This is a genomic window from Streptomyces lunalinharesii (assembly GCF_039532155.1).
In the GTDB taxonomy this organism is placed as follows: Bacteria; Actinomycetota; Actinomycetes; order Streptomycetales; family Streptomycetaceae; genus Streptomyces; species Streptomyces lunalinharesii.
Window position 1 is genome coordinate 104,403 of record NZ_BAAARK010000019.1, and the last position, 12,260, is coordinate 116,662.

At 73.1% G+C, this 12,260-nt stretch carries 10 protein-coding genes, 1 tRNA gene and 1 pseudogene; 5 read left to right on the forward strand and 7 right to left on the reverse strand.

The window, feature by feature from the left end:
* Nucleotides 1–67: 67 nt before the first annotated feature.
* A pseudogene (locus ABD385_RS25780) lies at nt 68–778 on the forward strand (site-specific integrase); the annotation flags it as partial.
* 78 nt (nt 779–856) lie between these two features.
* Here the strand turns inward: ABD385_RS25780 and ABD385_RS25785 are convergent.
* A tRNA-Cys gene (locus tag ABD385_RS25785) sits at nt 857–931 on the reverse strand.
* Nucleotides 932–1,054: 123 nt separating this feature from the next.
* Nucleotides 1,055–1,918: an alpha/beta fold hydrolase gene (locus ABD385_RS25790; protein ID WP_344580331.1), complete on the reverse strand. Its 864-nt coding sequence runs from the start codon at nt 1,916–1,918 to the stop codon at nt 1,055–1,057.
* A gap of 150 nt (nt 1,919–2,068) precedes the next feature.
* On the opposite strand from ABD385_RS25790, the gene ABD385_RS25795 reads away from it, so the two are divergent.
* From ABD385_RS25795 to ABD385_RS25810, 4 genes are all read left to right on the forward strand, one after another.
* Nucleotides 2,069–3,607, forward strand: a complete 1,539-nt coding sequence (locus tag ABD385_RS25795) for an MFS transporter (RefSeq protein ID WP_344580333.1) — start codon at nt 2,069–2,071, stop codon at nt 3,605–3,607.
* Between the two features lie 266 nt (nt 3,608–3,873).
* Nucleotides 3,874–5,670 carry a DEAD/DEAH box helicase gene (locus ABD385_RS25800; RefSeq protein WP_344580335.1) on the forward strand — a complete coding sequence of 599 codons (1,797 nt, stop codon included), beginning with the start codon at nt 3,874–3,876 and terminating at the stop codon, nt 5,668–5,670.
* Between the two features lie 490 nt (nt 5,671–6,160).
* Entirely contained in the window at nt 6,161–6,802 is a 642-nt protein-coding gene (locus tag ABD385_RS25805; protein WP_344580338.1) for an IclR family transcriptional regulator, read from the forward strand.
* 143 nt (nt 6,803–6,945) lie between these two features.
* Complete coding sequence (locus ABD385_RS25810; RefSeq protein ID WP_344580340.1) at nt 6,946–7,731, forward strand: S16 family serine protease; 786 nt, start codon at nt 6,946–6,948, stop codon at nt 7,729–7,731.
* Between the two features lie 124 nt (nt 7,732–7,855).
* On the opposite strand, the gene ABD385_RS25815 is transcribed toward ABD385_RS25810, so the two are convergent.
* From ABD385_RS25815 to ABD385_RS25835, 5 genes are all read right to left on the reverse strand, one after another.
* The gene (locus ABD385_RS25815) at nt 7,856–8,866 is read right to left on the reverse strand and encodes a glycine betaine ABC transporter substrate-binding protein (RefSeq protein WP_425585477.1); all 1,011 of its coding nucleotides are present in this window, start codon (nt 8,864–8,866) and stop codon (nt 7,856–7,858) included.
* Nucleotides 8,863–9,645 carry an ABC transporter permease gene (locus tag ABD385_RS25820; RefSeq protein ID WP_344580518.1) on the reverse strand — a complete coding sequence of 261 codons (783 nt, stop codon included), beginning with the start codon at nt 9,643–9,645 and terminating at the stop codon, nt 8,863–8,865. The genes ABD385_RS25815 and ABD385_RS25820 overlap by 4 nt, the downstream gene beginning before the upstream one ends.
* A 98-nt stretch (nt 9,646–9,743) precedes the next feature.
* The gene (locus ABD385_RS25825; protein ID WP_425585480.1) at nt 9,744–10,970 is read right to left on the reverse strand and encodes a betaine/proline/choline family ABC transporter ATP-binding protein; all 1,227 of its coding nucleotides are present in this window, start codon (nt 10,968–10,970) and stop codon (nt 9,744–9,746) included.
* 73 nt (nt 10,971–11,043) lie between these two features.
* Nucleotides 11,044–11,691: an ABC transporter permease gene (locus ABD385_RS25830; protein WP_344580345.1), complete on the reverse strand. Its 648-nt coding sequence runs from the start codon at nt 11,689–11,691 to the stop codon at nt 11,044–11,046.
* A 46-nt stretch (nt 11,692–11,737) separates the two neighbouring features.
* A complete protein-coding gene (locus ABD385_RS25835; RefSeq protein ID WP_016576396.1) occupies nt 11,738–12,205 on the reverse strand; it encodes an Lrp/AsnC family transcriptional regulator in 468 nt (155 codons plus the stop codon).
* Between the last annotated feature and the right edge of the window lie 55 nt (nt 12,206–12,260).

The window sequence follows — 12,260 nt, forward strand, 5'->3', positions numbered from 1 at the left end:
GGTCAACGGCTTCTATCTCCAGCTGTGCCAGAGTCTCGTCGGCTCGGGGTACTTAAGTCTTCCTGCTCGTCGGTTGCCGAAGGCCGCAGATCGGCACCGCAACTCCACGCGCTGGGCGGTCGCCCTCGCACTCGGGCTGCGGCAGGGGGAAGTGCTGGGCCTGAAGTGGGTGGACATCGACCTGGACGGTGGCTTCCTGATGGTCCGACGTAGCCGGCATCGGCCGCAGTACGCCCATGGGTGCGCGGAGCCCTGCGGACGGAAGGCCGCCGGGTATTGCCCGCAGAAGCGACGCACCAACCCGGAGACGTCCACCACCAAGTCGCGGGCCGGTCGCCGGTCGGTTGGTCTTCCCGAACAGCTTGTGGACCTGCTGCGTGCTCACCGCACGGCGCAGGATGCCGAGCGGGAGTCGGCAGGGGAGGACTGGGAGGAGGGCGGTTGGGTGTTCCCCAACGAGTACGGCCATGTCCCCTCCCATCGTGAGGACTGGACGGCATGGAAGGCGCTGCTGGCCGAAGCGAAGGTGCGTAACGGGCGCCTGCACGACGCTCGCCACACGGCCGCGACGGTGCTTCTCATCCTCGGCGTGCCCGAACGCGCCGTCATGGGTCTCATGGGCTGGTCGACCACGGCCATGGCGGCCCGCTATCAGCACATGGTCAACGAGGTGCGGACCGGCATCGCGAAGCAGGTGGACGGGCTGATCTGGAAGGCCGAGGAGGACCGGCCGGACGATGACGACGGTGCGGCCGGCGCCCTCGTGCCGGCCAACTGAGACGGGAATCGAGACGGACGCGCGTAAGGGTGGCGCTCTCGGAGGGCGCCACCCTTACGAATTGCCTGGTGAAGGCAGTGGAGGCCGTGGCGGGAATCGAACCCACGTAACTCGCTTTGCAGGCGAGTCCCTAAACCACTCGGGCACACGGCCGGGGTGCGGTGCTGTCCCGACTGTAGGCCGCCGGGTGGGGGGCCGGGCAAGGGTGGCGGGGCGACTGCCACGAGGCTGCAACACGCGGTTCACGAAAGGGCGGCGGGCGCCGGTCCGGCGGCCTCAGGAGGCCCGGAGGAACTCCTCGACCAGTGGGCGGAAGAGGTCCGGCTCGTCCACCCAGGGGTAGTGCCCCACGAGGTGCAGCGGGCGCACCTCGGCGCTTGGGAAGGCGGCGGCCACCAGTTCGCCGGCGCGCATCCCGACCACCCCGTCGCGGTCGCCGGTGACCACCAGGACCGGGCAGTCGACCCGCCGCAGCCCCGCCAGCAGCGCCTCTCGGGTCGGCTCGTCCACGCCCTGCCAGAAGCCGGCCCGCGGCACCGGCCCCAACTGTTCGCCCTCGGTGGCCGCATGGGCCCGCTGCGGCTCGTCCCACCGCCCGTAGGCCAGCGGCGCCGCTGCGTACAGCAGGTCGCGCACCTGCGCCAGGTCGGACGCCTCGGCCAGCTCCTGGACCGCCACCGAGGCCCGCGGCCACCACTCCTCGTGCATCCGGGAGGTGAAGATCTCCTGGGCGTCGTCGGGGAGTTCGCCCTGGAGGCGGGAGCCGGGGCAGACCAGCACCAGGCGGGTCAGCCGCTCCGGGTGGGCCGCCGCGTAGGCCTGCGCCACCGTGGCCCCCGCGTCGTGGCCGAGCAGGGCGAAGCGTTCCAGGCCGAGGTGGGCGCGGAGCGCCTCGACGTCCGCGGCGAGGTGCGGGAAGGCGTACCGCGCGGGGTCCGCGGCGGCCGGGGAGGCGCCGGTGCCGCGATGGTCCGGGACGATCAGCTGCCGGTGCCGGGCCAGCCCTCCCAGGTCCGCCAGGTACGCGGCGTCCCGCCCGGGGCCGCCGGCCAGGCACACCAGGGGCGGCCGTGCGGAGTCGGCGGGGCCGAGCACGCGGTAGTGCAGCTCGGCGTCGTCGTAGGTGCGGAAGTAGGGCATGCGGACAGCTTGCCGGACGGCGCGGGACGGGCGGGTGCCCCGGGCACCGCGGCGGGCGGCGGGGGCGGCCCGCGGCGTAGGACCGACGGCCGAGGCGATCCCCGCCTCCGGACAGGGGCGCACCTGCCCTACGGCCCTTACGCTGGCCCGATGACCGCTGACCCTTCGAGCCCCGCGGACGTGGCCGCCCCCGTCGCGACGGGCCGCACCATCGCTCCCGCCCCGGCCGGCAGCACGCCCCCGGCCGGCTCCGGCGGCGTCCTCGGCCGGGAGCACCGGGCGCTGACCCTCGGCATCATCTCCGTCGTCTCCCTGATCGCCTTCGAGGCGAGCGCGGTGAACACCGCCATGCCGGTGGCGGCCCGGGCCCTCGACGGCATCGGGCTCTACGCCTTCGCCTTCTCGGCGTTCTTCACGGCCAGCCTCTTCGCGATGGCGCTCGCCGGCGTGTGGAGCGACCGGCGCGGTCCGCTGGCGCCGCTGTTCAGCGGGATCGCCGCGTTCGGCGCGGGGCTGTTGGTCGCCGGTGGGGCGCAGGGCATGGGCATGTTCGTCGCCGGGCGCGGCGTCCAGGGGCTGGGCGGCGGCCTGGCGGTGGTGTCGCTGTACGTCGTGGTCGGCCGCGGCTATCCGGAGCGGTTGCGGCCGTCGGTGATGGCGTCGTTCTCGGCGGCCTGGGTGGTGCCGGTGATCGTCGGCCCGTTGGTCGCGGGGACGGTGACCGAACAGTTCGGCTGGCGCTGGGTGTTCCTCTCCATACCCGTGCTGATACTCCTGCCGCTCGGGGTGATGCTGCCGGCGCTGCGCAAGCTGCCGCGCAGTGCACCGGGGCCGGACGCCGGCCTCCGGCGGATCCTCGGCAGCCGCCGCTGCCTGCTGGCCCTGGCGGTCGCGGTGGGCGCCTCGCTGGTGCAGTACGCGGGGCAGCACCCGAGCTGGTTCGCGCTGCTGCCGGCCGCGGTCGGGTTGGTGCTGGTGGTGCCGGCCATCGTGCGGCTGCTGCCCCGCGGCACGTTCCGGGCGGCCCGGGGGTTGCCGACGGTGGTGCTGATGCGAGGTCTGGCGGCCGGGGCTCTGGTGGCCGCGGAGAGCTTCATCCCGCTGCTGTTGGTCACCCAGCGGGGCCTGTCCGCCACCCTCGCCGGGCTCTCGCTCACCGGCGGCGGCCTGACCTGGGCGCTCGGCTCGTACGTGCAGAGCCGCCCGCGCATGGACCGGCACCGCGAGCGGTTGATGGGCCTGGGCATGGCGCTGCTGGCGGTGGCGATCCTGCTGGTGCCGCTGGTGCTGATCGACGCGGTGCCGGTCTGGACGGTGGCCGCGGCGTGGACGATCGGTGGGTTCGGGATGGGCCTGAACATCTCCAGCGGCGGCGTGCTGCTGCTGAAGCTGTCGCGGCCGGAGGAGGCGGGGAGCAACTCCTCCTCCCTGCAGATGTCCGACGCGCTGGGCAACGTGACCTTCGTCGGGGTCAGCGGGGTGCTGTTCGTGGCCTTCGGCGGCGGTTCGATCGCCGCCGCCGGCACCGCGTCGGCCGCCTCCGCGGGCGCCGCCCCGGTGAGCCACCCCGCGGCGTTCCTGGCGGTCTTCGCGGCGATGGCGGTGGTGGCGGCCGCCGGAGCGCTGGTGGCCGCCCGGCTGCGGCCGGAGACCGAGACCGAGGGCGAGCTCGAGGCCGAAGTCGAGTAGGGGTGCCCGTGGCTCCGTCCCGCCGCAGCCCGGCGCAGCCCGGCGGACCGAGCCCGACGGACATCCGGGGGCCCAGGCCGAGCGCCGAGTGCCCAGGCCCCGGCCCGTCCGTGCGCTCCTGGGCCGGAGTGCGCCCCCGGTCGCCGTAGAAGGGGTGTGACGTCGCTCCCACCCCGGGGCGGGAGCGGGCGTTCGGCGGCGGGCGGAAAGCGGGGCACCGGTAGGCTGACGCGGTTGCCGATCGCCGACCTCAGCCGACGGAGACCGTGACTACTACCACCAGCGCCACCAACAGCCATCACCTGTCCCCGGCGTTCCCGGGACGGGCCCCGTGGGGTACCGCGAACAAGCTGCGCGCCTGGCAGCAGGCGGCCATGGACCGCTACCTCCAGACCCAGCCGCGGGACTTCCTCGCCGTGGCCACGCCCGGCGCCGGCAAGACCACCTTCGCGCTGACGCTCGCCTCGTGGCTGCTGCACCACCACGTCGTGCAGCAGGTGACGGTCGTCGCGCCGACCGAGCACCTGAAGAAGCAGTGGGCGGAGGCCGCGGCCCGGATCGGCATCAAGCTCGACCCGGAGTACAGCGCCGGGCCGCTGGGCCGCGAGTACCACGGCATCGCGATCACCTACGCCGGTGTCGGGGTCCGCCCGATGCTGCACCGCAACCGGATCGAGCAGCGCAAGACGTTGGTCATCCTCGACGAGATCCACCACGCCGGTGACTCGAAGTCGTGGGGCGAGGCGTGCCTGGAGGCGTTCGAGCCGGCGACCCGACGGCTGGCGCTGACCGGCACCCCGTTCCGCTCGGACACCAACCCGATCCCGTTCGTGGCGTACGAGGAGGGCAACGACGGGATCCGCCGGTCGTCCGCCGACTACACCTACGGCTACGGCAACGCGCTCGGCGACGGCGTCGTCCGGCCGGTCATCTTCCTCTCCTACAGCGGCAACATGCGCTGGCGCACCAAGGCCGGCGACGAGATCGCGGCGCGGCTGGGCGAGCCGATGACCAAGGACGCGGTCTCCCAGGCGTGGCGCACCGCGCTGGACCCGCGCGGCGAGTGGATGCCGAACGTGCTGCGGGCCGCCGACCGGCGGCTGACGGAGGTCCGCAAGGGCATCCCGGACGCCGGTGCCCTGGTGATCGCCTCCGACCAGGAGCAGGCCCGGGCCTACGCCAAGCTGATCCGCGAGATCACCGGCGAGGGCGCGACCCTGGTGCTCTCCGACGACGCGGGCGCCTCGCAGCGCATCGACGACTTCTCGTACTCCGACGACCGCTGGATGGTCGCGGTCCGGATGGTGTCCGAAGGCGTCGACGTGCCTCGCCTCGCGGTCGGCGTGTACGCCACCACGATCTCCACCCCGCTGTTCTTCGCGCAGGCGGTCGGCCGGTTCGTGCGGTCCCGCAAGCGCGGCGAGACCGCGTCCGTCTTCCTGCCCACGGTCCCGTCGTTGCTCGGCTTCGCCAACGAGATGGAGGTCGAGCGCGACCACGTCCTGGACAAGCCGAAGAAGGACGGCGAGGAGGACCCGTACGCCGAGTCCGAGAAGGAGCTGGACGAGGCCAACAAGGAGCAGGACGAGGACACCGGCGAGCAGGAGCAGTTCTCGTTCGAGGCGCTGGAGTCGGAGGCCGTCTTCGACCGGGTGCTCTACGACGGCGCCGAGTTCGGCATGCAGGCGCACGCCGGCAGCGAGGAGGAGCAGGACTACCTCGGCATCCCCGGGCTGCTGGAGCCCGACCAGGTGCAGATGCTGCTCCAGAAGCGGCAGGCCCGGCAGATCGCGCACAGCCGGAAGAAGCCGGACGCCGAGGCGGACCTGCTGGAGATGCCCGCCGAGCGGCGCCCGGTGGTCACGCACAAGGAGCTGCTGGAACTGCGCAAGCAGCTCAACACGCTGGTGGGCGCCTACGTCCACCAGAGCGGCAAACCGCACGGGGTGATCCACACCGAGCTGCGCCGGGTGTGCGGCGGCCCGCCGAGCGCGGAGGCGACGGCCGGGCAGCTCCACGAGCGCATCAAGAAGGTGCGGGAGTGGGCCACCCGCATGCGCTGAGCGCGTCCCGGTCCCGGCCCCGGTCCCGGCCGGCCGCCCGGGACCGGTGAGGCCGCGGGCCCGTCGGCGGTGCCGGCGCCGGCCCGGCTGAGTCGCCGGCCCAGGTGAGGGGCCGGCCCGGGTACGGGGGCCGAGCCGGGGAGATGCCGTGCGGGTCCGGTGCGGAAGTGGTGTGCGTGGCGCGGCGCGGGCGTCCGGCCGGAGCGCGGCCGCTTGATAACGCCATGGTCACGGTGGCGCGACTCGAACCCCGTCGGAGGGGACCACTGTACGGACGAGAGCGGATATTCCGGGCGCGAAAGCCCGGATTCTGGACGCGCTCTTCCGCTGACCGGAGTGGCTCGCTACTGTCCCGGTCACGCACACGCCCCGTGGCAGCGCCGCCGCGGAGCGCAGCCGGTGCAAAGCGGCCGGCGGCTCTTGCGCGCTGTTCCGGGACGAGCAGTGCGCCGCGCACGGACGCCGCCAACTCACTCCAGGAGGGGGCGTCGTGACCGCAGAGACCTCCCAGACGCTCGACCGAGGACTGCGCGTCCTCAAACTGCTCGCCGACACCGATCACGGGCTGACCGTCACCGAGCTCTCCCACAAGCTCGGGGTCAACCGCACCGTGGTCTACCGCCTGCTGGCGACGCTGGAGCAGCACGCTCTGGTGCGCCGGGACGCCGGCGGTCGGGCCCGGGTCGGACTGGGCGTGCTGCGCCTGGGACGCCAGGTCCACCCCCTGGTCAGGGAGGCCGCGCTGCCGGCGCTGCGGTCCCTGGCCGAGGACGTCGGCGCCACCGCCCACCTCACCCTCGTCGACGGCACCGAGGCGCTGGCGGTCGCGGTCGTCGAGCCGACCTGGACCGACTACCACGTCGCCTACCGCGCCGGATTCCGTCACCCGCTGGACCGCGGGGCCGCCGGGCGGGCCATCCTCAAGGCCCGCCAGGGCCGCCTCCAAGACGGTGGGATCGCCCTGACGCACGGGGAGTTGGAGGCCGGCGCCAGCGGTGCCGCGGCACCGCTGCTCGGGGTCAGCGGCATAGAGGGCAGCGTGGGCGTGGTGATGCTCACCGACTCCGTCGCGGAGCAGATAGGCCCGCGCGTGCTGGACGCGGCCCGGGAGGTCTCCGAGGCCCTGCGCTGACGCCGCGGGCCCCGCCGCCGGCCGCCGGATCGCCGGCCGGCGATCGGTGTGCTCGCGTGCCCCGTGTGGGGACCCTGTGGCGCTGCCGTGTGACCAGGGCGCCGCACGGGGCGGCCGGGGCGGGGGTCATTTAGGGTGGCGGGGTGTCCTCACGCGCCCGTGCCCTGTTGGTCTGCACCGCCCTCGTCCTCGCCGTCCTCGTCACCGCCGCCCTGGCCCCGCTGCCGTACTCGGTCGCGTATCCGGGCATCACGGCCAACGTCCTCGGCGACGACAAGGGCAAGCCGGTGATCACCATCGCCGGCGTCCCCACCCGCGGCACCAGCGGGCAGCTGCGGATGACCTCCATCACGGCCACCGGACCGGCCGCCTCCGTCCACCTGCCGGACGTGGTCCGCGCGTGGTTCCGCACCGACGAGGCGGTGATGCCGCGGGACTCGGTCTACCCGGTGGGCAACAACACCGAGGAGATCGCCGAGCACAACGCGGAGCAGATGAAGCAGTCGCAGGACAGCGCGACCCGGGCCGCGCTGAACCGGCTGGGGAAGTCCCCCAAGGACGTCAAGGTCACCTTGAGCCTGGCGGACGTCGGCGGGCCGAGCGCCGGCCTGATGTTCGCGCTGGGCATCGTCGACAAGCTGGACGGGGACGGTGCCGGGCACGAGCTGACCGGCGGCCGTACCATCGCGGGGACCGGCACCATCGACGCCGACGGCGCGGTCGGCGCGGTCGGCGGGGTGGCCCTGAAGACGCAGGCCGCGCACCGCGACGGCGCGACGGTCTTCCTCGTCCCGCGCAAGGAGTGCACGGACGCCCGCGCCGAACTCCCGCGGGGCATGCGACTGATCCCGATCACCACCTTGGCCGGGGCGGTGGACTCCCTCAAGGCCCTCAACGCCGGCGGCGCGGTGCCCAGCTGCACCGACTGAGCCGAGGGCCCGGCGGCCGTGCCCACCGGGTCGCGGTGGCCTCCCGGTCGGCGTGGTCGCAGACCAGCCTGTCGACCTTGAGGCTGCCCGCCTCGCGACGTCGCGGAGGTCCGTCGGCGGCGCCCTAGCGCCCGCCCTCCTTGATGAAGCCCTCCTTGAGCAGCCACTCCTTGGCCACCGCGTGCGGATCCTGGCCCTCGACGTCCACCTTGGCGTTGAGCTTCTGGGCGACCTGGTTGTTCAGGGCGGCGGTGACCGGCGCGAGGACGGCGGCGATCTGCGGGTGCTTGCGCAGGGCGGCGGCGTTGATCTCCGGTGCGGCGTTGTAGTTCGGGAAGAAGTGCTTGTCGTCCGCGAGCACGGTCAGCCCCATGGCCTTGATCCGGCCGTCGGTGGTGAAGACCTCGCCGAAGGTGCAGGACGTGCCCTTCGCCGTCTCGGTGTAGACGACGCCGCCGGTCATCCGCCGGACGTTGCCGGGCGGGATGTTCATGCCGTACGCCCTCGCCATGCCGGGCAGGCCGTCGTTGCGGGTGGCGAACTCGTTCTCCACGCACAGCGTGACGGCGCCCGGGTCCTTCTTCAGCAGCGCGGCGACGTCGGAGAGGGTGCGCACCCGGTACTTCTTCTCGTTGGCGGCGTTCAGCGCCAGGGCGTAGGTGTTGTTCAGCCGGGACTGCGGCAGCCAGACGATGCCGTTGCGCAGGTCGGCGTCGCGCACCGCCTCCCACTGCCGCTGCGGGTCCGCGATGGGCGTCACGTGGCCGAGGTGGGTGATCCAGCCGGTGCCGGTGTACTCGTACATCCCGTCCGCTGTGCCGGTGCGCACGGCCTCCCGGGCGCCGATGGTGCCCTGGATGTTGGTCTTGTCGATGACGGTGGCGCCGGCGGCCTTGAAGACCAGCCCCATGATCTGGCCGAGGACGATGTTCTCGGTGAACTCCTTCGACGTGACGGTCAGCTCGGCGCCCTTGAGGGGCAGCCCCCGGCCGACCGTCCCCGGGACGACGTCGTCGCTCATCGGGCTGCCGCTGACCAGCCCGCAGCCGCCGAGCAGCGCCGCCGCCAGCACCACCGCGGCGACCGCCGTCCGCGCGCCCCGGCGCTCCCGCCGCCCGCAGGGCCGCCCCCTCACGTGGCCACCTCCAACCCGCGCGGCCGCAACAGCAGTTCCACCAACGAGGCGAGCCACTCGACCAGCAGCGCCAGCGCCACCGTCAGCACCGAGCCCAGGATCAGCACCGGCATCCGCTGGGTGATGATGCCCGCCGAGATCAGGTCGCCCAGCCCGCCGCCCCCGCCGAACGTGGCCAGCGTCGCGGTCCCCACGTTCAGCACCAGCGCGGTGCGCACGCCGGCCAGGATCAGCGGGACGGCCAGCGGGAGTTCGACCCGGCCCAGCACGCCCAGCGGGGACATGCCGATGCCGCGGGCCGCCTCGGTCAGCGTCGGATCGATCCCGCGCAGCCCGGCGATGGTGTTGGCCAGCACCGGCAGCACGGCGTAGATCACCATGCCCACGATCGCCGAACGCGCCCCGATGCCGAGCCAGATGACCAGCAGCACCAGCAGGCCGAGCGCCGGCACGGCCTGCCCGAGGTTGGCCAGGACCATCGCGAACGGGGTGGCCCGGCGCAGTCGCGGCCGGGTCAGCGCGATGCCCAGCGGGATCGCGATCACCAGCACGAAGAAGGTGGAGACGGCCGTCAGTTGGACGTGCTGGCGCAGCGCCAGCCACACCTTGCCGTGGTCGACCGCCTGGTGGGCGATGGAGTCCAGGTGGGCGCCACGGAACCACAGCCAGGTCGCCAGCAGCGCGGCGGTCAGGAACACCGGCATGCACGTCCACTTCTGCCAGCTGATCCGGCGCCGGCTGCCGGCCGTTGACCCGCTGGGCGCCGTTCCGGCCGCCAACTCCCCTTCCGCGTCCGCCGCGTCGTCGGGGAGGGTCGCCCCGCCGGGCCCGCCGGCGGGCCCTGGAGGGCCCCCGCGGTCCGGGGACGTGCCCGGCGTCACGCCCGGCCCCCCGGGCCGCCGTCGGCCCCGCCAGTGCCCTCCAGGCCCTCCTGGGCGAGCTGGGTCCGGTGGGCGCGCAGTGTCTGGAGGTCGTGCTGGTGCTCCAGGGCCTCCAGGCGGTCCGCTTCGAGCAGTTCGTGGACGTTGTTCATCAACGTCTCCATGTCGACCACGCCGAGGAACTCGCCGCGCCGGCCGGTGACCGCGACCCGCCCCGCGCTGTCGGTCAGCACCGCCTCCAGCGCGTCGCGCAGCGTCGCGTCCCGCGTCACCGTGTCGGTGACCAGGGTGCCGGCCCGGGCCAGCGACTGCTTGGCGCGCGAGAGGTCGCCGCGGCGCAGCCACTTGTACGGGCGGCGGTGCCGGTCCAGCAGCAGCACCTCGTTGGTGGCGCCGTCGCGCAGCAGGTCGAAGATCGACTGGAGCGGGTCGTCGACCTGCGCGGTGGGGAAGTCGACCACCGCCACGTCCCGCACCCGGGTCAGGTTGAGCCGCTTGAGCGCCGCCCCGGCGCCCACGAAGCCGGAGACGAAGTCGTCCGCCGGATTGGTGAGGATGGCCTCGGGGGTGTCGAACTGGGCGATGTGCGAGCGCTCGCGGAGCACCGCGATCCGGTCGCCGAGCTTGATCGCCTCGTCGAAGTCGTGGGTGACGAAGACGATCGTCTTGTGCAGTTCGTGCTGGAGCCGGATCAGCTCGTCCTGGAGGTGGTCGCGGGTGATCGGGTCGACCGCGCCGAACGGCTCGTCCATCAGGAGCACCGGGGGATCGGCGGCGAGCGCGCGGGCCACCCCGACCCGCTGCTGCTGGCCGCCGGAGAGCTGGCGCGGGTAGCGGTCGTGGAACTCGCCCGGGTCCAGCCCGACCAGGTCGAGCATCTCCGCGACCCGCTCCCGGGTGCGCGCCCTCGACCAGCCGGTCATCTTCGGCACCAGGGCGATGTTCTCCGCCACCGACATGTGCGGGAAGAGCCCGGACGCCTGGATCGCGTAGCCGACCTTGCGCCGCAGCCCGACCGGGTCGATGGCGGTGACGTCCTCGTCGCCGATCCGGATGCGGCCGGACGTCGGCTCGATCAGGCGGTTGATCATCTTCAGCGTGGTGGACTTCCCGCAGCCGGACGGCCCCACGAACACCACCGTCTCGCCGGCCTTGATCTCCATGCTGACGTCGTCCACCGCCGGCACGGGGCTGCCGGGGTACGCCTTCGTCAGGTGCTCCAGCTGGATGGCGGCGCCCGTCGAAGGGGCCGGCCGGGCGGCCGCCCCCGTGGCGCTCCGGTCGCTCGCGGGCGGCTCAGGCACGGATCCCCCTGGAAATGGTCAGGCGTCCGATCAGGACGTAGGCGGCGTCGAAGAGGAGGGCCAGGACGACGATCCCGAGCGTCCCGGAGAGCACCTGGTTGAGCGCGTTGGCGCTGCCCAACGAGGCGATGCCGCGGAAGATCTCGTTGCCCAGGCCGGGCCCGGAGGCGAAGGCGGCGATGGCCGCGATGCCCATCAGCATCTGGGTGGCGACCCGGATGCCGGTGAGGATCGGCGGCCAGGCCAGCGGGAGTTCGACCCGGAACAGCCGGGCGGTGCGCGACATCCCGATCCCCTTGGCGGCGTCGACCAGTGCCGGGTCCACCCCGCGCAGCCCCACGATGGCGTTGCGGACCACCGGCAGCAGCCCGTACAGCGTCAGGGCGACGACGGTCGGCGCGACGCCGAGGCCGACGATCGGGATCAGCAGGCCGATCATGGCCAGGGACGGGATGGTCAGGATCGTCGCGGTGGTCATGGTGGCGAGCGCGCCGGCCCACTCGCTGCGGTAGGTGGCGACGCCGAGCGCGACGCCCAGCACGGTGGCGAGCACCATGCACTGGAAGACGGCGCTGGCGTGCTGATACGTGTCCGTCAGCAGCTGGGCGTGCCGGCTGCCGACGTACTCCCAGAAGCTCACCCGTCGCCTCCTCGGTCCGTCACCGTTGCGGCCGGCCCGCCGCGGTTCAGTCGCCGGCGGCCTGCTTCACCAACGGGATGAGCCGGAGCGGAACCGGATTTTCCATGACGATCGCCGTCGATGCCCGCACGATGCCATCAAAGCCCACGACCCGGTCGATCACCCGCTGGAGATCGGCGTTCGACCGCGCCACCAACCTGCAGAGCATGTCCCCGTGTCCGGTCGTTGTATGCAGTTCCAGCACTTCCGGTACGCCGGCCAAGTGGGCCCGCACGTCGTTGCCTTGGCCCTGCTTGATCTCCAGCGTCGCGAACGCGGTCACCGGATAGCCCAGCGCCGCCGGGTCCACGTCGGGCCCGAAGCCCCGGATCACTCCATTCGACTGAAGCCGGTCGAGCCGCGCCTGCACCGTCCCGCGGGCCACCCCCAGCCGGCGGGACGCCTCCAGGACGCCGATCCGCGGCTCCCGGGCGAGCAGTTCCAGCAACGCTCCGTCCAAATGATCGATCGCCACGGCCGTAGCCTCCGATTTCGATGGTCATCGTGTACAGATCGCTCGGTGGTTTCCG

Excerpts from the sequence above, each read along its gene's own strand:
- ABD385_RS25790 (WP_344580331.1), bottom strand. The coding sequence starts at position 1,918 with ATGCCCTACTTCCGCACCTACGACGACGCCGAGCTGCACTACCGCGTG.
- ABD385_RS25795 (WP_344580333.1), top strand. The coding sequence starts at position 2,069 with ATGACCGCTGACCCTTCGAGCCCCGCGGACGTGGCCGCCCCCGTCGCG.